The organism is Mucilaginibacter angelicae (assembly GCF_042434235.1).
Lineage (GTDB): Bacteria > Bacteroidota > Bacteroidia > Sphingobacteriales > Sphingobacteriaceae > Mucilaginibacter > Mucilaginibacter angelicae.
Window position 1 is genome coordinate 681921 of the sequence record NZ_JBHLTS010000004.1, and the last position, 21683, is coordinate 703603.

The 21683-nt window shown below is 41.8% G+C and carries 24 protein-coding genes; 17 read left to right on the plus strand and 7 right to left on the minus strand.

Annotated features, from left to right (window positions below):
- The first annotated feature begins 5 nt into the window (after nt 1-5).
- The 6 genes from ACFFGT_RS02795 to ACFFGT_RS02820 are packed head-to-tail and all read left to right on the plus strand — an operon-like array spanning nt 6 to nt 7425.
- Entirely contained in the window at nt 6-428 is a 423-nt protein-coding gene (locus ACFFGT_RS02795; RefSeq protein WP_377020979.1) for a very short patch repair endonuclease, read from the plus strand.
- Nucleotides 429-466: 38 nt separating this feature from the next.
- Nucleotides 467-1726, plus strand: a complete 1260-nt coding sequence (gene dcm / locus ACFFGT_RS02800) for a DNA (cytosine-5-)-methyltransferase (protein WP_377020980.1) — start codon at nt 467-469, stop codon at nt 1724-1726.
- Nucleotides 1726-2958, plus strand: a complete 1233-nt coding sequence (locus tag ACFFGT_RS02805) for a type II restriction endonuclease (protein ID WP_377020981.1) — start codon at nt 1726-1728, stop codon at nt 2956-2958. The genes dcm and ACFFGT_RS02805 overlap by 1 nt, the downstream gene beginning before the upstream one ends.
- A gap of 40 nt (nt 2959-2998) precedes the next feature.
- Entirely contained in the window at nt 2999-5710 is a 2712-nt protein-coding gene (locus ACFFGT_RS02810) for an EcoRII N-terminal effector-binding domain-containing protein (RefSeq protein WP_377020982.1), read from the plus strand.
- Nucleotides 5711-5712: 2 nt separating this feature from the next.
- Nucleotides 5713-6432, plus strand: a complete 720-nt coding sequence (locus ACFFGT_RS02815) for a hypothetical protein (protein ID WP_377020983.1) — start codon at nt 5713-5715, stop codon at nt 6430-6432.
- A 3-nt stretch (nt 6433-6435) separates the two neighbouring features.
- Nucleotides 6436-7425, plus strand: coding sequence for a ComEC/Rec2 family competence protein (locus ACFFGT_RS02820; protein ID WP_377020984.1), 990 nt, complete (start codon nt 6436-6438; stop codon nt 7423-7425).
- A gap of 33 nt (nt 7426-7458) precedes the next feature.
- On the opposite strand, the gene ACFFGT_RS02825 is transcribed toward ACFFGT_RS02820, so the two are convergent.
- On the minus strand, nt 7459-7683 hold the full coding sequence (locus tag ACFFGT_RS02825) for a helix-turn-helix domain-containing protein (RefSeq protein ID WP_377020985.1): 225 nt from the start codon (nt 7681-7683) through the stop codon (nt 7459-7461).
- Between the two features lie 420 nt (nt 7684-8103).
- On the opposite strand from ACFFGT_RS02825, the gene ACFFGT_RS02830 reads away from it, so the two are divergent.
- The gene (locus tag ACFFGT_RS02830; protein WP_377020986.1) at nt 8104-8736 is read left to right on the plus strand and encodes a hypothetical protein; all 633 of its coding nucleotides are present in this window, start codon (nt 8104-8106) and stop codon (nt 8734-8736) included.
- A gap of 61 nt (nt 8737-8797) precedes the next feature.
- Here the strand turns inward: ACFFGT_RS02830 and ACFFGT_RS02835 are convergent, their stop codons facing one another.
- On the minus strand, nt 8798-9025 hold the full coding sequence (locus ACFFGT_RS02835) for a helix-turn-helix domain-containing protein (protein WP_377020987.1): 228 nt from the start codon (nt 9023-9025) through the stop codon (nt 8798-8800).
- A 310-nt stretch (nt 9026-9335) separates the two neighbouring features.
- Here ACFFGT_RS02835 and ACFFGT_RS02840 point away from each other — a divergent pair, with 310 nt between their 5' ends.
- The 4 genes from ACFFGT_RS02840 (at nt 9336) to ACFFGT_RS02855 (ending at nt 14900) form a co-directional block, all read left to right on the plus strand.
- On the plus strand, nt 9336-9617 hold the full coding sequence (locus tag ACFFGT_RS02840; RefSeq protein ID WP_377020988.1) for a hypothetical protein: 282 nt from the start codon (nt 9336-9338) through the stop codon (nt 9615-9617).
- 111 nt (nt 9618-9728) lie between these two features.
- On the plus strand, nt 9729-10316 hold the full coding sequence (locus tag ACFFGT_RS02845) for a TlpA family protein disulfide reductase (protein WP_377020989.1): 588 nt from the start codon (nt 9729-9731) through the stop codon (nt 10314-10316).
- Complete coding sequence (locus ACFFGT_RS02850) at nt 10313-13510, plus strand: SusC/RagA family TonB-linked outer membrane protein (protein ID WP_377020990.1); 3198 nt, start codon at nt 10313-10315, stop codon at nt 13508-13510. The genes ACFFGT_RS02845 and ACFFGT_RS02850 overlap by 4 nt, the downstream gene beginning before the upstream one ends.
- Nucleotides 13511-13520: 10 nt before the next feature.
- Nucleotides 13521-14900 carry a RagB/SusD family nutrient uptake outer membrane protein gene (locus tag ACFFGT_RS02855; RefSeq protein ID WP_377020991.1) on the plus strand — a complete coding sequence of 460 codons (1380 nt, stop codon included), beginning with the start codon at nt 13521-13523 and terminating at the stop codon, nt 14898-14900.
- Nucleotides 14901-14935: 35 nt separating this feature from the next.
- Here ACFFGT_RS02855 and ACFFGT_RS02860 read toward each other — a convergent pair whose 3' ends face one another.
- The 4 genes from ACFFGT_RS02860 to ACFFGT_RS02875 all read right to left on the minus strand — a co-directional run bounded on the left by ACFFGT_RS02860 (nt 14936) and on the right by ACFFGT_RS02875 (nt 16530).
- Nucleotides 14936-15259, minus strand: coding sequence for a DUF6520 family protein (locus ACFFGT_RS02860; protein ID WP_377020992.1), 324 nt, complete (start codon nt 15257-15259; stop codon nt 14936-14938).
- A 157-nt stretch (nt 15260-15416) separates the two neighbouring features.
- Nucleotides 15417-15848 (minus strand): MauE/DoxX family redox-associated membrane protein, encoded by a 432-nt coding sequence (locus ACFFGT_RS02865; protein WP_377020993.1) that lies wholly within the window; start codon nt 15846-15848, stop codon nt 15417-15419.
- Between the two features lie 48 nt (nt 15849-15896).
- Nucleotides 15897-16103: a DeoR family transcriptional regulator gene (locus tag ACFFGT_RS02870; RefSeq protein WP_377020994.1), complete on the minus strand. Its 207-nt coding sequence runs from the start codon at nt 16101-16103 to the stop codon at nt 15897-15899.
- 115 nt (nt 16104-16218) lie between these two features.
- Nucleotides 16219-16530 (minus strand): helix-turn-helix domain-containing protein, encoded by a 312-nt coding sequence (locus ACFFGT_RS02875; protein ID WP_377020995.1) that lies wholly within the window; start codon nt 16528-16530, stop codon nt 16219-16221.
- Between the two features lie 131 nt (nt 16531-16661).
- Between ACFFGT_RS02875 and ACFFGT_RS02880 the strand changes: the two genes are divergently transcribed.
- Nucleotides 16662-16829 carry a hypothetical protein gene (locus tag ACFFGT_RS02880; protein WP_377020996.1) on the plus strand — a complete coding sequence of 56 codons (168 nt, stop codon included), beginning with the start codon at nt 16662-16664 and terminating at the stop codon, nt 16827-16829.
- 37 nt (nt 16830-16866) lie between these two features.
- Here the strand turns inward: ACFFGT_RS02880 and ACFFGT_RS02885 are convergent, their stop codons facing one another.
- Nucleotides 16867-17481: a rhomboid family intramembrane serine protease gene (locus ACFFGT_RS02885; RefSeq protein ID WP_377020997.1), complete on the minus strand. Its 615-nt coding sequence runs from the start codon at nt 17479-17481 to the stop codon at nt 16867-16869.
- 104 nt (nt 17482-17585) lie between these two features.
- Between ACFFGT_RS02885 and ACFFGT_RS02890 the strand changes: the two genes are divergently transcribed.
- From ACFFGT_RS02890 to ACFFGT_RS02910, 5 genes are all read left to right on the plus strand, one after another.
- Nucleotides 17586-18227, plus strand: a complete 642-nt coding sequence (locus ACFFGT_RS02890) for a hypothetical protein (protein WP_377020998.1) — start codon at nt 17586-17588, stop codon at nt 18225-18227.
- A gap of 44 nt (nt 18228-18271) precedes the next feature.
- Nucleotides 18272-19651 (plus strand): cysteine peptidase family C39 domain-containing protein, encoded by a 1380-nt coding sequence (locus ACFFGT_RS02895; protein WP_377020999.1) that lies wholly within the window; start codon nt 18272-18274, stop codon nt 19649-19651.
- Nucleotides 19652-19738: 87 nt separating this feature from the next.
- A complete protein-coding gene (locus ACFFGT_RS02900) occupies nt 19739-20578 on the plus strand; it encodes an RteC domain-containing protein (protein ID WP_377021000.1) in 840 nt (279 codons plus the stop codon).
- A gap of 370 nt (nt 20579-20948) precedes the next feature.
- Nucleotides 20949-21125, plus strand: coding sequence for a BF3379 family histone-like protein (locus tag ACFFGT_RS02905; protein ID WP_377021001.1), 177 nt, complete (start codon nt 20949-20951; stop codon nt 21123-21125).
- Nucleotides 21126-21338: 213 nt separating this feature from the next.
- Nucleotides 21339-21680 carry a hypothetical protein gene (locus ACFFGT_RS02910; RefSeq protein WP_377021002.1) on the plus strand — a complete coding sequence of 114 codons (342 nt, stop codon included), beginning with the start codon at nt 21339-21341 and terminating at the stop codon, nt 21678-21680.
- The last annotated feature ends 3 nt before the right edge of the window (nt 21681-21683 follow it).

A 21683-nucleotide genomic window follows, 5' to 3' on the forward strand; every position in this document is an offset into this window, starting at 1 on the left:
TTCCAATGACCGATGTTCACTCCAAAGAAACGAGAAGTTTCAATATGTCACGTATCCGCAACAAGGATACAAAACCCGAAATGCTCGTCAGAAGATTTTTATTTTCCCAGGGGTTCCGGTACCGGTTACATGATAAAAAGTTACCTGGTAAACCGGATATTGTTTTATCAAAATATAAGACAGTCATTTTTATTCATGGCTGTTTCTGGCACGGCCATGAAGGGTGCCGATATTTTGTCGTACCAAAAACAAGGACCGACTGGTGGTTAAATAAGATTGGAACCAATATCGCTAACGATAAAAAGGCCCTTATATCATTGGAAAGCTTAGGGTGGCATGTTTTTGAAATTTGGGAATGCGATTTGAAAAAAAGCAAAGCTGAACAGACTTTGGCTCATCTTACTAACAAAATTAGGCCTTCTATTTAAAATTTCGTTAGTTTGCTAAAGCAAACTAAGTACAATAAATGGAAGATAAAGCGGAATTGAAAGCACCTAAAAGCAAACCCAATAAAATCAAAACACCTTCTGTACCAGACGATTTCGATCTGGCCCTGCTTAGTCATTATCATTCTACCAATGAAGTAGTTTACGGCGATGCAATTGATTTACTGGAGAAATATGGGCATCTGACCGACAAAGTATCAATTGATTCCTTATATGATAAAATCCAGTTATTGTTAACTCAAAGTAATTCAGTGCCTTTTCCTTCACCCGATAAAGGCGCGGAAAAATTCACCTTTATAGATTTGTTTGCAGGGATTGGGGGATTCAGAATGGCCCTTCAGAATTTAGGCGGAAAGTGCCTTTTTACATCAGAATGGGATAAATACAGTAAGCAAACCTACTTCGCTAATTATGGCGATTTTCCTTTCGGCGATATTACCAGTGAGCAGGTTAAAGAACATATTCCTGAAAAATTTGATATACTATGCGGAGGTTTTCCATGTCAGCCGTTTTCTCTTGCCGGGGTTTCTAAAAAGAATAGCCTTGGACGCCTGCACGGTTTTCAGGATGAAAAGCAGGGTAACCTGTTCTTTCATATTGAAGATATTATCAGAACACATCGCCCCAAAGCATTTTTTTTGGAAAACGTAAAGAACCTTGTGAGCCATGACAAGGGGAATACTTTCAAAGTTATCAAAGAAACACTGGAAGCGCTGAATTACTCATTTGACAAAAGGGTTATAGACGGCAGCGCATTTGTGCCGCAACATCGGGAGCGGACCTTTATGGTAGGTTTTGATAAAGATGTTTTCGGGAAAGACGTAAAATTCGATTTTAACACAATTAAGTACCCTAAAAAAAAGAAGGCCGCAAAAACCATACTTCAGGCAGATGTACCAGCCAAATACACGCTTAGTGATCATCTTTGGAATTACCTGAACGAATACGCAAAGAAGCACAGGGAAAAAGGCAATGGATTTGGTTTCGGTCTGGTAAATCCGGAGGGAGTTACACGTACAATCAGTGCGCGTTATCACAAAGACGGTGCTGAAATTTTGATCCCCCAGGGCGATAAAAACCCGAGAAGGCTGACTCCTCATGAGGCTGCCGCGTTACAGGGCTACCCTATTTATCCTATCAATACAAAAAGTAAAACCAGATCATTAAAAATTCCGGTATCGGACACTCAGGCTTATCGCCAATTTGGGAACTCCGTAGTTATGCCGCTTATTCAGGCCGTCGGGGAACAGGTAGTTAACTTACTGCAACTTCAGAAATAATGTCAAGTCCGTTATCCAGCTTTTTTTCAGGTGTCGGTGTTAAACGCCTCAGTCAGGTCGAAGTGGCACCAGACACCTCAAATCAGCACGAGTTTAACGGAATAAATGAGTTCAGAACTATTTTTGGCTCTGACAAAAAGAAATTTACAACCAAGTTCATTTTCCTTTCTGATGACGAGGAAAAATCGCTGGAAGCTGATGGGTTTATGACATGGTATGACGCCCGGGAGAACCATCCGACAAGAACAGAGTACAGGTTTTATTATTCGGGTAACGAGGTGCTTTCAGCGGCAAAAGCAAATGACCTGGTAGTGGTCGGGAAAACCGGCAACGACCAGTTGGCGGTAATTGTGGCTCCTCAGTTTTCAACGTCAGAAAAACAGCTTTTATGGCTTTTTGGCATAGAAGAGGCAGCCAGCAGGTTTATTGTTAAAGACCTGTCCGGTGATAAACGGGATTTAGGTTTTGCAGGCCGGTATATTCTTTCTTCACTCGGCATGGAGCACGAAGATACAGCACCTGATTATCTTGAGGATATAATCAAAAGATTCGGATACAGCTTTCCGACAACAAAAGAGTTCTCAGCCTATGCACGTTCGACCCTAAAAGATGTTTCACCTGTTGAACAACCGGACGAAACTTTAATGGCGTGGCTGGAACGTGAGGAACTCTTATTTAAAACACTGGAAAAAGTAATTGTCAAAGAACAGTTAATAAAAGGATTCGGAGTTGACGGAACAGATGTGGAAGAATTCATTAAATTGTCACTCAGCATACAAAACCGGCGAAAATCACGGGCTGGTTTTTCCTTTGAAAACAACCTCGCTATTTTGTTCTCCCTGAATAAAATTCATTACTCTCATGGTGCTGTAACTGAACGCAATAACAAACCTGATTTCATTTTTCCCGGAATCAGATATTACCACGACCCCTTGTTTGACACCCGACTTTTAACAATGCTGGGGCTTAAAACAACTGCTAAAGACAGATGGCGGCAGGTGCTTTCAGAGGCGGCAAAAATCCCTCACAAGCATCTCATAACGCTCGAACCTGCGATAAGCCGTAACCAGACTGAGGAAATGATTGCCAATAATTTACAGTTGGTAATTCCATCCCCGCTTTATTCCACGTATTCTGTAGCCCAACAGAAGCAGCTCCTTACATTAAAGGAATTTATTGAAATGATTAATGGTAAACAAAAGCAATATAGTGCAACTCCACTATTGTTTTAATATCTTTAACCTTAAATAAACCTTAATATTAAATATTAATATGACTGATGAGCTATCAGGTGCTATAGCGGCGGTAAAAGCCAATGAATACAGCTTTTGCAAATTTATAAGTGCTAATGATGCGGGCACAACAGGGGCCCATCAGGCAGGTTTATACATACCCAAAAACTCGCAGGCATTAATATTTGATACTCCCGGAATCAAAGGTCAGAACAAAGAAAGGTTTGCTGATATTACCTGGTTTGACGGAACAACATCAAAGTGTTGCTTTAAATATTACGGAGCGGGAACAAGAAATGAATACCGTGTTACCAGGCTTGGCAAATCATTTAATGAGGGTGAATTTATAGTTATCGTAAAACAGAATTCGGACGAATATCTCGGATTTATTTTAACCGACCAGGCTACGATCGATGTTTTCCTGATAACTTTTGAAATTACCAGTGAAGACACCAATAAATTAATACCCTTCTTTCCTGTTGAGGAAGTGGAAACAATTACAGATGAGGATATTGTTGTTACCCTGGATGAAAATATCCCGCATTCAAACTCGTCTGAAACCCGTAATGTTAATTTCAAACCCAAAGCGCATATACTTACCCTCCTCGGAGAAGAACTGATTAAGGATCCGGTAATGGCTATCTACGAGCTGATTAAAAACAGCTATGATGCGGACGCTCAGAACGTGAATGTTTATTTCAATAATATTACCGATAAAGAAACCGCCAGTATTATTATAAAAGACTCCGGAACCGGTATGACGGAAGATGTTCTTGAAAATGTCTGGCTCGAACCGGGCACCGCTTACAGGAAACCTCTGGATTCCGACGGAAAAAGACAGATCGTCCGCAGTCCGGTATTTAACAGGGTTCCAATGGGAGAAAAAGGTGTCGGCAGATTTGCCGTGCACAAACTTGGCAGCGTTATTAAGTTGATCAGCCGGCCGTGTATTATTAAATATGATCCGGAGGGTAAAGCGATCAGGGAATTACTGGATTATGAAATCAATCTTGAAATAGACTGGCGAAGCTTTACGCAATCAAAATACCTGTCTGATGTTCCCATTCAATACCAGAAGAACACTGATCCGGAAAGTTTTTACTTCAAAAATGCACCGGGCACCTATATCAAAGTTTCGGGCTTGAAGGAAACCTGGAACAGAGGTATGGCAAGGCAGCTTAAACGGCACACCGTTTCGATGGTTTCACCAAAAAACGATCCCGTAAAGTTTAATATTGATCTTAATTTCAATAATAACTGGCTGGATAAATTCCCGGATATAAATGAGTTGTTATCACAGGCACCATATAAACTTACTGCTATTCTGGATAGAAATTATAATCTCACTTTCGAGTATGAATTTAAACTTGCCAACAATCTCGCTGCCGGGAGTCATAAAATTAAGGATGACAAAAATTATGATGTAAATATATCCGGTGGAATACGTCCGCTTCTCAGAAATTATTATGAGAATAAAGGTTTTGATTCGGACAAACTTGAAGAGATACTGAACGAAAAAGCAGTGAAACCCCTCTCCTTCGGCGAGATCATGATTGAGTTATATTCTTATGATCTTGATGCGGCGTCTTTAAAAGATGTTACTTATACACCTGATGTTTTAAAGAAAACGTTGAAAGACCAATATGGGATCAAAGTATTCAAAGGAGATCTTCGCGTTTACGATTATGGTGAACCGGGAAATGACTGGCTCGGCCTTGACAACAAACGGGTGAATAATAAAGAATGGTTTTCCAATAACCAGAACATCGGTTTTATTTATCTTAATTCAGAAACATCCGGATCACTGATTGAAAAGACAAACCGTGAGGGATTTATCAGCAATGAAAGTTTTGATTATTTCAGAATGGTAATTGAATATATTCTTACACAATTCCGGATTGAAAGGCAAAAAGACCGTTTGAAATGGATGCGCTCAAATAAGAGAGATTCAGGCACCTCTTTCACAGAAAGGGTTTCGAACTTTGTTTCCCTGATAAATGATGCCGAAATTGATGACGAAAACAAAAAGCAAAAACTTCTTGAAGAAGCGGCCAAGATCGGAAATGACTACGAAAAAGCGCAGGAAACTTTACTGATTCCGGCCGGTGTAGGCATGACTGCATCCGTTGCATTACATGAAATTGAAAAGCTTGTTCCACGAATGGAAGAAACGGTAGATATTGTTCCGGTCGATCAGGAAAGAATAAGAAACCAGGTAATAGAACTGGACGATTATGTTTCCGGTATTTTGTCGGTACTTAAACAGGCGGGGACAAAACCCGTTAACGTTTACGAAGCGGTAAATCAGGCGTTAAGTAATTATCAGTTGAAATTACAGGTCAGGAAAATCGCGGTATCCATCGAAATGCAGGATACTGAGATTACTGTAAAATGTGATAAAAGATATCTTGTAACTGTTCTGATGAATCTTATTGATAACAGCATGTACTGGCTTGACACAAGCTACAGGGAACGCAAATCAATATTAATAAAAGTTTCCAAATCAGACCATGCGACCAGCATAATTATTGCCGATAATGGCCCTGGTTTTAAGGACAGTATTGAGGAAATTGTTACGCCGTTCTTTTCAAGGAAGGAAGGCGGAATCGGGATTGGAATGTATCTGATCGATACAATTATGATGAAATATGGCAAGCTGAAAATTTTCACTGAAAACAGCGAAGCAGAAATCAGTGATCTGTATACCGGCGCAATAGTTGAATTAGTTTTTAATAAAAATCAGGAAGATTAAATATGATAATTGGACCACAGGTAGCTTTTGTGGATGACATTGAAAATCAGATCACTCCACTCAAAAATATACTTCAGGATTTAAATACGGGTACTATATTTTTTGATGCAAGACCTGAACTTGCCGCCTTTCCGGTAAAGCCCGTCGAATCAGTTAAACTGATATTTCTGGATCTTTATTATAAAGCGGATTTTGATGCTGAGATCCCGGCACAGTGGGTTTCAACAATTATCCCTAAGAATGCAAGATATTATCTTGTTATCTGGTCCAAGGATACACATCACAGGGATGATCTTTTAAGTGTGCTTAATCAGATCGATGTTCCCCCTACCTATGTGGAAGCCTGGCAAAAAACTGATTTCCCGCCGGATTTCAATTTTAAAGGCAAAGTCACTGATCTGATCAAAAAAATCTCCGACGAAGAAACTATTAACGGAGAAGTTATATACGGCGAAATCGTAGACGTCGAGGATGACGGTGTATTAATTAATTGTTGTATCAATACAGAGAAGCCAACATATCAGGTGAGGCGATTTGATATGGATCTTCTTGCAAAAGTCACAAAACTTGAAATCGGAACATATGTAAGGATTCATTTGTATACGAAACCCGGTTCCCGCCTTGTCGACATATTTGAGGAAACAAAAGATCTGAAAACCCTCTTTGATACTCCTGATTTTTTCCGGGGGCTGGAAGGTAACGCTTTTTTTATCGAAAAATAACGCATGGAAATCACATTTAAAGATGTAGGCCAGGGAGATTCAATACTGCTGGAATGGGAAGATGATGGTAACAGGAAAATAGGTATTATCGACTGTAATAAAAAGGATAAAAAGAATCCTGTGGCTCAGTATATAGAAGATTCAGAGTATAAAGAGATTGAATTTATTTTCCTTTCCCATCCGCACAGCGATCATTATTCGGGAATGGTTGAATTGCTCAATGTCATTGAAAAGAAAGGCATTAACGTTTTGCGTTTCGCGCATACTCTTCATCTGCTTGCAAATGATTATTACCGTTATTTAAGCAGGGTCGAAATAGACACAGAAGCGTTGAGCGATCTTCAGGCATTGTTTGATAAAGTTGACTTACTTGTGAGGCAGACTGTAATCCGTAAAATAAGCTTTCTTGTTGAGGATGTCCAGTACGAATTAATGGATGGTGTAACGATAAAATGCCTTTCTCCAAGCCGTACCGAAGCCAAAATTTACACTGACATGGTAGATCTGGAGCCAATAAAAAACAAGAAAGCCGCGAGCCGGGGCGCCAATTACCTTTCTACCATTTTTAAAATAACGACAAAAGATAAATTCTACCTACTGACTTCTGACAGTGAGGTGCCGACATTTGAACGCCTTGTCGCGGAAGATTCTCATAAAAACCTTCACAGAAAAGAAATGGGGGTATGTCAGTTACCTCATCATGGTTCTTCAAAGAATTACCATTCACCTTTCTGGAATTTTGTTACAAAAGGAAAAGAGCCGCAGGCTGTAGTTTCTGCTGGTCTGAACGAAAAGTATAAGCATCCTCATTTTCCGGTCCTGATGAGTTTTCACGAACAGGGTTATGGAATACATTCTACCAATATAGTATATGGGATGATTGAATATGTAGATTACTTAAAAACGCTCTCAGCTACTACCAACAAACTGGACACTGTTTCTGTACTGGTCAGTACGCATACCGGCGGAGATAAAAAATTTTCTATTAATTGACCATCACAGATCTATAAGATTAGTCAGCAGATATCAAAAATCCATCAATTCCTTTAAAGGGATTTCCAGCCCTTTAGCCAGTTCAAACAGGGACGAAAATGTCATGTTTATTTCCCCCTTCTCATATCTCTTGATATCGCTATGCTCTAAATCGCACTTGGCGGCTAATTTTCTGAAAGATAGGTTTTTGCTTTTTCGGAGCGCTTGAAGATGATGGCCGAATTTAATAAGATAGTCTTTAGAGGTTTCACTTGCCATCACAGTATTAACAACTGCGTGAAAATTGGTTGTTTTCTATAAAAATAGTGTTGTGTTTTAACACAACACTATTTAGCTTTGCAGACTCACTGTTCAAACCGGCAAAGCTTTTAAAGCTGTGCTTAGTTATTAAAGTAGTTTCAAGGATCACAAGTATTTTATACCAATTGAATAAGAAGAGACAAGTAATTTTTGCTTCGGCCTTGGTACTGTTATGGTGCTTGGTTTATTTAGCTATTAAACTCAAAATTTTCAACCGATTATAAGTTTTACTAATATGTTTTTTCTTTAAGTTTTGGTATTCATTCTGTTGCTTTGTAACGGTCTTCCTTACAGGAAGGACAACCAAATTAAATATTAGTCAAGGCTATTATATTTTTTATAAGCAAAATATTATATTTATAGTAAGAACATTTACCGATGGATTTACAAGATTTATTCAATAATTTAAAAAATTCCAAAGAGCTAATCGTACAGTATGTTGACAGAGACTCGAAAATCTGGGGATTGAAGTTTTACATTCAGAATTATAACCGGAAGAAACTGTTTAATTTTCTATCCGTTATAGGTACTTTACTATTTATTAGTTTATTGATGAGCCCCGGGCCTGGCCCTAAATTTAATGTAGCCGCGGTTCTGTATATAGCCCCGCTTACATTTGTTTTTTTGAGATTTGTTATCGGGGACGGCCTTGACTGGTTAAAACGCAAAACTCTGCTGCGAAAAAGCAAACCGGAAATATTTAGGTTAACGGAAGAGATGAATCAGTTGGTTAATCAATTGGAGGAGTTTACTGTTCTGCCACCAAAATATCGGACCATTCATGCTGTAGATACCATTGGAGGGTATATTTTAGATAAACGAATCGATTCCCTTAAAGAAGGCCTGAATCTTTATGAAGATGAACTGTTTAAAATGCAACAACTGAAGAACCAAAACTTTCAAATCCAGCAAAATTATCAGATGATGTACCAGAACAGTCAAATGATTGAGCAAAATAAGAAAATGATTCGTGCCCAAGCCGTCACTAATACGCTGCTGATTTTCAAATAGAATGGCTTAGTTAAGATGCGATATACGCAGTTAAATACGATCGAAAATATCCATTATAGGACTATAGTTCAAAGTCCAACAATTCTTTTGGATTTACTTCAAGGCCCTTCGCAAGTTCAAAAATCGTAGAAAGTTGAACATCCCATTTTGCATTTTCAATTTTTGAAATTTGACTATCATCAAGATCACATTTTGAAGCTAACGCTCTTAATGATAAACCTTTACTCTCTCTTATCTTTTTAAGATGAGTTCCAAAACTTTCCTGAAGACCTTTGTAATTACCTTTCAATTTCTGTAATATATATCCATTTCAAGTTCTTTTAATAAATTATATTAAATGCGGTAATATTCTTCCGCAAATCAAAAAAAAGATTATATTTGTTTTGCGATACTTCATTAAAAGAATTTGAAGCATTCGCTTTTTGTCTCGACTTAGAAACCTGAGAAATTTCAAACCAACGAGACGGTAAGTGATTTGCCCATGCCATAGGTGTGGGCTCGCTTATCGTTGGTGAGCCTCTCAGGTGCTCTAAGTCGGTAAGTTGAGTCCACGCCTATGGTTTTTTGCGTCCGACCGGCTTGCCCAATTCTCAGTTGAAATGGAAGCGGTATATATAAACAACAATTTTACATCTCGTTTAACTTTAAAAGAAGTAATGGAATCCTTCTTTAGAGATAACACTCCTGAATCGGCAAAAGTGCTTTTTTGGAAACTACTACAATGTTGGGCGCTGAAAGATTGTAAAATTAAGGCGCAAGTCTCCGATGAAGAAATAGCCCTGTTCTTCGATCAGTTAATAGACCTGGTGGGGGCGGTCTACGTCGTACACCAGGCGAACGGGGCTTTGTTAAATTCGCAGGAAGGGGATAACAATGAATAATTATCGCCAACACACCTGGCTGCTGTTAATATCTCCCCCAGAGTAATTAAGCACCATCTTCAAGTCCGGTTCAGGACAAATTAATCTGTATTAACCATATAACCAATTAAAATGAAGCTAAAAATATGCTTACTGGGATTGCTTTGCCTTTTTTTTGAGGCGAAATCTCAAACAAAACCAACAACCAAATTTCTCGAAGTCGGCGACAAAATGCCTGATGTTCAAATCAGCAACATCATGAACTGGAAATCAAAAACCGCAAAAATCTCAGACTTCAAAGGGAAGATGATCATTCTTGACTTCTGGAATTCTTTCTGTGGTGGATGTATAGCCGGTTTCCCTAAACTGGATTCACTTCAACGCCAGTTCAAGGGGAAACTTCAGGTATTTCTGGTCAATCCCGATAATAACCAGGAAACCGAAAGAAGTATGAATATAGTGATCGACCGCATGAATTCATGGTTTGCCCGGTCATTTACACTTCCTATAGTTTACCGGGACAAAGCACTTTCGGAAAATTTCAGCTTTTACGGAGTCCCATATGCTGTTTGGATCGGCCCGGAGGGGACAATTGTTGCCATTCCTGATGAAAGCGAGCTGACAGCAGAAAATATAGCAAAGGTTCTGGCCGGCGAGAAAGTCACACTTAAACACAGGGTCGAAAGAAACCGGTCAATTCAAAGAAAGGTGACTATATGAAACGCAGATTTTTTCTTTTATGCTTCGGATTATTTGCATTTCATCTGCATGCTGCCTTCTCCCAGGACTTTGTAAAGATTTATGGTGAGGTAAAATCTGAAACAAATACGCCAATTGAAGGCGCGACGATAACTGCTAAACATCAGTACCCTCGTCCTACTACTGATAAAAACGGTCGTTTTGAAATGACCATAATGGGAACAGATACCATAACTGTTACCTATGTTGGATATAAACCCGTAACAAGGATCATCGATTCAAAACTGGCTTCCCTCCTGCGTATTACCATGGAGCCGCTGGTCAATGAACTAAAGGAGGTAGTGGTAAGCACAGGCTATCAGGATATTCCAAAAGAAAGAGCCACCGGCTCTTACTACAAGCTTGACAATCACCTGATCAGTCAGCGGGTAGGCCCTGATATTCTGAGCAGGCTTGACGGCCTGACGAGCGGTTTACTTATCGACAAGCGCGATCCGAACCGGCAGACTATTCAGATTCGCGGATTAAGCACGCTCAATGATGATGCATCATCGCCGCTGATCGTCCTTGATAATTTCCCGTATTCAGGGGATATCAATAATATCAACCCTAATGACATTGAAAGCATCACTGTTTTGAAGGATGCGGCCGCATCATCGATCTGGGGCGCGCGGGCAGGAAACGGCGTTATTGTCATCAACACCAAAAAGGCGAAGCTAAACCAGCCACTTACAGTGTCTTTCAACTCCAACCTCACGCTGAAACCCAGGCCAAACCTTTTCTCGGGGAACCAAATACCGGTGAACAGTTATATTGACCTGGAGAAAAGCCTTTTCAGTCTGGGCTATTACGACAACCTGTTTTCAGATCCTTCCTTTCCTGCTGTTTCACAGGTTGTCTCGCTGCTGAACCAGGCAAAAAACGGTGAAATTACAACCGTTCAGGCTGATCAGCAAATAAATATCCTGCGCACACAGGACGTCAGAAATGATTTTCAAAAGTACCTGTACCGTAATGCTCTGAACCAGCAATACTATTTAAACCTCAGCGGCTCAGGCAGCAGTATCCGTTATCTCGTATCGGCGGGTTATGATAAAGACCAGGCTAACCTTCGCGGCAACAATAATGACCGCCTGACCATCCGGTCGAATAGCCAGGTTGATCTCACAAAAAAATGGTTGTTAAGCACCGATGTCATCCTGACCCGGACAAATTCAACGGCCAATAGCCCGGGTGGTTACGGAGCATACAGGTACAACAATACGACCATATCCCCCTATGCTAAACTCGTGAACAGCGAAGGATCACCTGCAGCGGTAGACCTGTACTACAGCCGTGCCTTTACGGATACAGCAGGTAACGGACGTCTGTTGGACTGGAAATACCGGCCGCTGCAGGAACTCGCCAATAATGACAACAAGTCTGTAATGACTGATATCTTATTCAATATGGGCTCTTCGTACAAGGTTTTTAACTGGCTGAAAGCCGACATCAGGTATCAGTATGAACAATCGTGGTCATCAGCAAACAATCTTCAGAACCTGAATTCTTACTCGACCCGTGATTATATCAATACATTTACCCAGCTCACAGATAACAGCATCACTTATGCTGTTCCAAAAAAGGGGATACTGAACACCTATGATCAGGTTAACAAACAACAGGCTGTACGCGGGCAACTCAGCTTCGATCAATTATGGGGCGATAAACATCAGATCTCCGCAATTGCGGGCTCCGAAATAAGGGAAACCCGCAGCAATTCAGCGACACAACTGGTTTATGGTTATGATCCAAACACACTCACTACGATCGGGGTGGATTATGCCAACCAATATCCTACCTATGACGGGATATTCGGCGACAGCTATATTAACAATGACACCAAATATACCAGCTACCTGAACCGGTTTGTTTCGGTTTTTGCCAATGCAGCTTATACCTTTGATAACAAATACACCTTATCAGGTTCGGCCAGACGTGACGCTTCCAATTTGTTCGGTGTTGAAACCAATCAAAAATGGGTGCCACTGTGGTCGGCAGGCGCGTTATGGAAAATTGACCGCGAACATTTCTATCATGTTTCCTGGCTACCCCGGCTGAGCCTGCGAATGACCTACGGTGTGAGCGGCAACCTGTCCCCTAACGAATCAGGGCTGACGAAAATTCAATATTATACCGCCGCAACATCGCCGATAAGGGTTCCTTTTGTCGGGATTACCGCTCCGCCTAATCCGCATCTCCGTTGGGAACAGGTAAAAACCTTTAACACAGGTCTCGATTTCAGCCTGTTTGATGACCGGCTCAGCGGATCATTCGAGTATTACACCAAAAAATCCGTAGATCTGATCAACAGCGTCTTACTGGATGCTACCGTTGGCTTTGCAAGTGCAAACCAAAATTCGGCTACGATATTTTCAAGGGGCATTGACGTTGTTTTAAATTCTGTCAATCTGAACGGATCACTGAAATGGAAGTCGACCTTATTGTTCAGCTATATCAATTTTAAAACCACCAAAAACCTGAACCCGCCAACCACAGCAGGACTGGTCAGCGACGGCAACATCATCTTTCCGGTGCTGAACGAAAATCCATATGTGATCGTCAGTTACAAATGGGCAGGGCTTGACCCCAAAACCGGGGATCCGCAGGGCTATGTTAATGGTGCCGTCAGTAAAGATTATGCAGCGATTACACAAAACCCGTTTGACCAGCAGGTAAAAAGCGGCGCGGCGCTGCCCCCGGTATTCGGAACATTGAGGAACAGTTTCGACTGGAACCGGTTTTCACTGGCCTTTAATCTGTCGTACAGGTTCAATTACTACTTCAGACGCCCGGTAACAAACTACACCGGCCTTATAACATATGGAGCAGGCTACACTGATTACGACCAGCGGTGGCAAAATCCGGGTGATGAAAGTCATACCAATGTACCGTCTTTTGTTTACCCCGCGAATGATCTCCGGGATCAATTCTACCACTTTGCATCGGTCAATGTGGAAAGAGCGGACAACGTTAAACTGGAAGAAGTATACCTGAGTTACACTGTTGCTCCTATGAAGCGATTGTTTGGGATAAAATCGCTCCAGGTTTACCTGTACGCCAATCAGCTGAACCTGATGCTATGGAAAGCAAACAAAGCAGGAATTGATCCGGACATACTTTATAGTTATAAACCGCCGGTATCCCTTTCTGCCGGAATCAAAGCCAACCTTTAAATTTTCAGACATGAAAAATTCACATAAACCAAAATCCGGAAGTAATTCCCGGTTCCACTTCCTGCTATTCGGGTTCCTGCTGCTGCTATCCCTGAACGCATGCAGAAAATACCTGGATACGAAACCGGATCAGTCCATTGCTACGCCTTCAACTATTGATGACCTCGAAGGTATTCTGAATGCCTACAGCATCATAAACGGCCGGTATCCATCGGCATCGGAAGTGGCATCGGATGATTTTTACCTGACGCCAACCGATTTTAACAGCCTGATCGACCCGCAGCGTTTTTACTATAGCTGGCAGAAATCGCCAAATTTTGTAGGGGATTATGTTTCACCCTATCTGGCAATTGAATACACGAATATCTTACTTGAATCACTCCCCAAAGTTTCGGGCGGAGATGAAGCCCGGCGGAATACGATAAAAGGCAATGCATTGTTTGTCCGCGCATCATATCACTATGCCCTGGCTCAACTATATGCTAAAGCCTATAACAGGACATCGGCCAATAGTGATCTGGGAATAGCCCTCCGGCTGACATCGGATATTACGGTCAAGCCTGCTCGTTCAACGGTATCGGAGACCTATAACTCCATTTTAAACGATCTTCAAAGATCCGTTTCCCTATTGCCACCGATCCCGGATTTGAAATATAAATCAAGTAAAGCCGCTGCTTACGGTATGCTGGCGAGGGTATATCTGTCCATGAGCGATTTCAAAAACGCGGGTTCGTATGCTGACTCCACTTTAAACCTATACAGCAAATTGATTGATTATAACACGTTAAACCCTGCGGCCGCCATACCCTTCAGGCAGTTTAATGATGAAGTAATTTATGATGCGAGAGCCGGCGGGCCGCAGGCGCTGTCCCAGGCAAAAGCAAAAACTGATACGAATCTTTATGCCTCTTATGCACCGCAGGATCTCAGGAAAACAATCCTGTTTAAGAAAAATGCCAATGGCAGTATGGCTTTTAAAGGTAATTATACCGGGGTGGCAGGCGCCAGTTTATTTACCGGAATTGCAACGAATGAATTGTATTTCATAAAAGCAGAAGCAGCAGTGAGGAACGGTGACAGCAACAAAGCGTTAAACGCTTTAAATATGCTGCTTTTCACCAGATGGAAAAAGGGCACGTTTATCGCTTATAACATCACTGATCCGAAAGAGCTGCTTCAGGTTATTCTAAAGGAAAGAAGGAAGGATTTACTCTTTAGGTCATTGCGATGGACCGATTTAAGAAGGCTCAATATGGAACCTGATTATGCTAAAACCCTGACCAGAAATTTAGGTACTGCTACCTATACGTTGGAGCCCAATGGGCTCCGGTATGTTTTCCAGATTGACCAGAATGCTGTTAATCTTAGCGGACTACAGCAAAATCCTTAAATGAACAGGGGGCATTTGCCCCCTTGTTCATTTATCTACGGCTCCATGGCAATCGCAGCATCAGCAGGCGCATGATTCTGCTGTGATGTCCACAGGTTCGTCTTTTCAGCGTTAAACTCGGCCGGCGTCGGTGTTGAACCGACATTTTTTGCTGTACTTAAAGTAAGCCCGCAAACGTTCGCTACATCATTGCAGGGATCCGTCGCGCTTGCGACATAGTTATTGATATTTTGAATATCTGTCTGCGAGTGGGTTGTTCCCTGGTACAGAAAAAAATTACTGGTGGTTCTTTTAGCAGTAAAAGCACTTGAGCCGATTGCCATAACGATGGCTGCGGCAGGAATGAATAATTTCCTCATTTTGTACAATGCTTTGTTAAATCAAAAAGCATCAGAAAAAACTTTAGTGTTTTATAATAGATTAATTAACTCTCGCCTACTCTGATCGCAGGTTTTCGGCAGCCCCTGCTTCGCTTTCACAAACTCCCCCATAAAAGCGATGGTCTGCAAATAAATACTATATGTCACCTGCCTCCTTTCTTTTGAAGATTATGATCGAGGCAGCGCTAAGCGCCAAAAATGTAATATTGAACCCCAAATGAAATTTCCATCCCATATGTTCAATTAATCCGCCGCAGGCACAGGGGATGTGGTGAAAAAACCGAAACAGGATCAGGCCTGTATAAATCGTAAAAATGAGGAACAGGACTGCGGAAATATAAAGTCCGGGCAGCATAGTCTTTCTCACAATCAGCAATATCCCCGCCAATACCTCGACCGGAGGCAGTCCATAGATCAGAAGTGTCTGAAGTGACCCGCCCAGCGGCTGCTTGTGCATTGCCTCTTCGAAATACTGAAAGTTAAGCAGCTTACTGACAGCTGCGTAAAACCATAAAAGGGAGATCAGCCCCGCGGCGTATTTTAAGAATCTGTCTGTGCCTTTTTCCATAACCCGATGTATAGCATAAAGGTATACCGGGCTTAATGACAGAAAATGTCACTCTTTTTCTTTGATGAAATATTTTTTCTGAAGGCGGTCGTATTGGATATCATAGCCCTTGTCACGGAGATGATTGAGCATCCTTTTTATTGTCCGGGTACTGCAGTTAAAGCGGGCTGCTGCATCCTCCGTTGTCAGGAAACGATTTTTTCTGATCAGTTCCAGGATGTAATCCAGCCGCTTTCCATAAGATAAATAATCCATAGCACCCCTTCTCAAATTGGCAGGAGCGAATTTGGAGTATCGGGAGGTAAAATACTATAACCTGTACTTATAAATTATTTGCATTTCATATTTATTGTGTCACTGTAACTACCAGTTATAAGACCGGAGGGCTTGACCTCCTGGTATTGATATCATCCTTCCATATCGTGCTTAATTTCCTGATCGTACGCCAGAACTGCAGGTGGTTGATACCACTCCCGAACTTTGGTTTGGGCATCAGCTCAAACGGCGATATCTCCAGAATTTCAGCTATTTCAAACACGCGTTTAATGGTCATTTCTGTTTCGTTCCGCTCCAGGTTTGAATAGGCTGCCTGCGAAATATCCAGCATGAATGCCATGTACTCCTGACTGTAGCTTTTCATCAGCCTGCGGATTCTTATTTTATCTCCGATGCTGTCCATCATATATATCCCATCAATAATATTCCTATAAGCAAAAGTAATAAATTACAAGTTAAGGTTTTAGCTTACAACACCGCCTCTCTTGACCTTTACTTCAACTCCCGATTTTGGGACCTGACTTAATATAATGAGATATGAAAGATCTAAGTGACGCGAAAGCAAACGAGTTAAGAGGCGGGTCAGCTTCCTGCGGCTACAACATTGTGGTATCCGCTACTGTCGGCGGTTTGTTCGGCGGAGCCGGAGCGGCTGTGGGCGCCATCGCTGCAGCAACCGGCCCGTCCTGCCTGGGCTGGTGGTAAACAGTCCGTCACCGGGAACTGTGGTTTCCCGGTGACGTTAAAGCACCTCCGGAAATATCGCCAGTGTAGCCGTAATGCCCCCCAGCGCACTGTAGAAATGCAGTTCATGATCCATCATCTGATTCCGGGATCTCCACTGATAAACGATCAGGCCGGCTATCAAAATGAATCCTGCAAATATATTTTTAATTCCGCCTGCGCCCGGCAGGTAAAATGCGATAAAGTCAGGCCTGATAATCATAAAACTCATCATACAACCCAGTATACTGCCTGACGCCCCGGCACTGGAATACACATAGCTGTTTCTGTGCCGCCAGGTGACCAAAAGTACGCCGGCAAAATGGCTCAGCAAATAAATCAGCAGGAATATCAGGCTGCCGTGATCCTCTGCAGTATTTAAAAATCCCTCCAACTGCCCGCATACGAAAAAAGCCATCACCTCATTTATCAGCAGGTGCATCGGATCATTGTGTACAAAATCGGAAGTTGCCAGCCTGTAATATTCTCCTCTTTTGACAATACTGTTGGGATGAAGTATCATTTTCAAATAGAAATCATGTTTCCGGAATGCAGCGATGCTGGTTACCATCATAATCCCCATGATGACCAGTGTAACGGGGATGTCTTTGAGTGTTCTGATCAGGTCAGGCATAGGATATTAGTTTTATTACACTATCAGTTTTACTTATAATTTACAATTCCCTCTTATTGTAAATGGCACTGTCCCGGCAGAATTTTACTTGAAAATCTACGGACATGAAATTATTGTATAAATATGGTATGCTGAGCCTGACATTACTCCTGCTGCTCACCTTTCTGCTGATCTATCTTACAGATCATTATATCCTTACCGCCGGATTTTATGAAAATAACGGAGATCCGCTGTCCGGTATCCCGGGACAGGATCTCAGCATTTATCAGGCTTTGCAAAAATGGGTGTATTTTTCATCAGTTGTTTACCTGCTTATGAAAATCAGCGTCATCGCGCTGATCATTCATACCGCCCTTTTTATGCATAATGAAGAGGTTTCATTTCGCAGCGTCCTGAAAATCACTATTCTCGCCGAGTTTATTTTTCTCATCCCTGCAGCCATAAAGATCCTTAGTTTTCATTATACGTTTGAACACGGAAATTTGTTGGACTGGCACCGGTATTATATTCTCTCTGCCCTGAGCCTGTTTAATAATGCTCCGGCGGACTGGTTTTATGCCCTGCAGACTTTCAACCTTTTTGAGGTCGCTTACTGGTTCCTGCTGGCTTTGGGCATATCCAAAATTTCTGAACTTAACTATGACGAGTCTTTGAAACTGGTTGCCCTCTCCTATATACCGGGCTTACTGGTCTGGATTGCTGCCGTAACATTCTTCAGTTTGATACTGTTTCCCGCCACCGGTTAAAATGTGGCTTATCGCTTCTTCTTTTGCTTTTTTACCTAATGCCCATGAAAAATATATACACCATTTATAACACTTTTGTCGGCCAGGCCGGCCAAAATGATTGCGGCATCGCATGCCTCAGCATGCTTTTAAACTACGGGGGCCGCTATGATGACGCCGATAAGCTAATCTCGGATTATTCAGCATCCGAAGACGGGTTTTCACTTCTGGAACTTCGCAATCTGGCCGGAAATCTGCAGCTCCCATCCCGTTGTGTGACAATGGATCTCAGCTCGATCCGGGGAGTTAAGACTCCATGTATCCTGCACACCATCAACCATAAAGGTGAAGGTCATTTTGTAGTTTGCTTTGGGGCGGAAAAGAAAAGTGCCAATTACAGGTACCTCATCGGCGACCCGGCCACGCAGGTGCATTTTATTCCAGAAATGGAATTGCTTAAAACCTGGCCGGGTTCTGCAGCCCTTTACTTTGATCCGATTAAGTTAAGTCTTTATGGAATAACAGGCCATCCATGGTTTGGTCTTTTAAGAATCAAAGCGTTCCGGAAAGCATTACTGATCAGTGTTCCGTTTTTAAATATCTGTTCTACCATTCTCGGGATCGCCCTTTCCTGGTTGCTGCAGCGGGGCATGAATGATTCGCTTGCGGATAAAAAGAACAGCTTGGTTATCGCTGTCGTTTTATTACTCCTTTTTATGATGCTTTTTAAAAGCCTACTCAGCTATGTCAGGCAGCATATCCTGATCACGCTCAACGGCGCGGTCAGGGAATATTTTACAGGAGGCTTTATCAGGAAAATTCTTTCAGCGGAATTTATGCCGGGTATAAACGAGCATATCATCAAAAAGGGATTCGCCGATATTCAAAAAATACAGAATGCGCTGTCTGCCTTCATCATGGTAATGATGTCCGAAGGCTGCATTATCTCCCTTATTGCCGCTGCTTTATGGTATTTCGATCCAGCCGTCGGTTTCATCAATACGGCTTACCTGATCCTGGTAACTTTTCTCGCCATTCGAACTTCACCGGAACTTTCCTATCAGCACGCAGCGCTCAATGAAATGTCAGTATCCGGTGAAAATGCCCTGCTCAGCGCCGCATTTAACTTACCGGATATACAGCGGCAGGCCGATACCCTGCAGTCACATCTGCAAAATCAAACGAGGTACCTGAAACGGGCGAAAGCACTGGCCATAGCAGTCAGCAGGCTCAATTTATGGTATGAGTGGCTGGGAACGGTTAACGTTATTGCTGTTTTTATTTTTTGCCTGTACCATATCAGGCACCTGGCTATATCCTATAATACGCTTATGGCTGAGGTAATTCTCAGTTATTTTATTACCGCCCTCATGCCGAAGGTCTGTAATGTATTTTCCGTAATATCCGAAGGTTCCCGGCTTGCCCGGAGATACCTGAATATCTGAATAAACCATTGCTTATTAACCTATTCCTGGAACAGGCGATACTCCCGCCTCAGGGAATAGTATTGTCTAAAAATTAATAATACTATTATGAACCAGCTCCTTGAAAAGATCAAATCGGACTTAAATGACAGTTTATATGAACTGAGCCGTTGGGAAATCGGATCTGACAGGCTCATTCAGGCTCTCAAAATAACGGATGAGGCGCAAATGGCCTTGAACAACCTCAGTGAAAGCCTGCAGTTTACAGATGAAACGGAAGAAATTCACTTCTTCAAGCAATTTAAGCCTGAATTACTCGCCTGCAGAATAGAAGAGGTTATGAAATACCACATTCACCGGAATGTACCTATCGGCACAGATGAAAGCCGGCTCAAATACTACGAGGATGAACTTAAAGCACGTACAAGCTTTTTTCGCATGAATAGTTTTCATTACCAGTATTTCAAATCCGGGCTTTCCGATCTTGACCGGATCTATTTTCTATCCGGTGCAAGACCGCTTTCCGTACTTGTTGCCGACCTCCCGGAATCAGATAATGAGTTTTCAACACCCATGACCTTTCTTTTCGCGAAGTTTATTGCCTATGAGCACATACAGTGCCATATCCTTGAACAGATAGCCCGGATAGCACACCCCGAATTGCAGCAGTCAAAAAGCAACAACCAGACATTTGAACTTAGCTGGACCGGCGATTCAGTAAATATGGTGGAACTTGCGTATGGTATCTGGCTTACCGGACAGCTCAATAACGGGAATGCAAGCCTTAACCAGATTGTTCGCTGGCTGGAAAGCACCCTCCATATATCAATTGGCATCATTCAGCGTCGCTTTAATGAAATCGAACGGCGAAAACGTTTAAGCGTTACCAAATTCATTGATCAGATGAAAGACGCGATCCTTAAAAAAATCGAGAGCGGCAATTCCTGATCGTTTCAATCCTTTTATTCGGTATTGCGCTTTTACTGCTCCTTTCCTGATGCAGATATGTTCCGCTGAAATGCATTTGTTTGAGTTTACAGGCCAGGGCCTGAGTGATGCCAACTTGTGATTCTGATACTCAGCCAATTTGATATGATGGCTGGCCAAACAGATCCTTACGGCTTTGGATAATCAAAGTCTGATAACCCGGGCATACCACGGGAAATCCCTTTTGACAGCGAAAAAATATCTAGTAATGGCAATAACCGGCAACATTATGATCAAAAAAAACTATTTATTCTAAGAAATCTTAGTTTTGCATGTTTGTTTTTAAAAAGAATGGGAAACAAACATCATTTATTTACTTAATAAAAAACATATGGAAAAATTCAAATCGGTAAAAGATCTGGTGGCTTCTGTGGAAAGCGACGTAGTCAGTTTTTATGAAAAAGGCAACAAAGCTGCAGGAACCAGAGTTAGAAATGCGATGCAGCAATTAAAAGTTATTGCAACGGATATTCGTAAGGAAGTAACGGAAAAGAAAAACAATCAATAATAAAAGAATTGTTTTGGGAAAATAAGCCCGGCCAAAATTGGCCGGGCTTATTTTATGGCGGTGATTCAAATGTTTATAAGAATACAACCTGATAAATATCAGTATCAGGGCTGATATTTTGTTCCCTTTGACAGACTAAGTTTGAAGTACTTTTGACAACCGGAAAACCCCGACCATTAAGGAAACAGGGATAACCGGATACCAAAACACCCGATGAGTTTATCAAAAAAAGGCGGTAGCATCAAGAATCAATTCTTCACGGGATATGATCTTTACAAAGCCGGATTTATTTTTGATCCTCCCCGTATAGCCTGTAATTTTAATTTGGATCTGTTATGCGGGATCGCCGCTGACTTTGTAAAAGTAGCGGTATTCAAAGCCGGGATAAGCATAAAGAAAGATGAGATCATCGCTGAACTACTTAAACTTTTGCCGGCAGTCAGGAAAGAGCACTTTATTGTGGTTTTAGCACTCAATAAAAAAGGAGTCATCGCAGGGAAGATCACCCATAGAAAAAGCCAGCTGTTTAATGAACTGTTTGACGAGTCTTTTTAATAT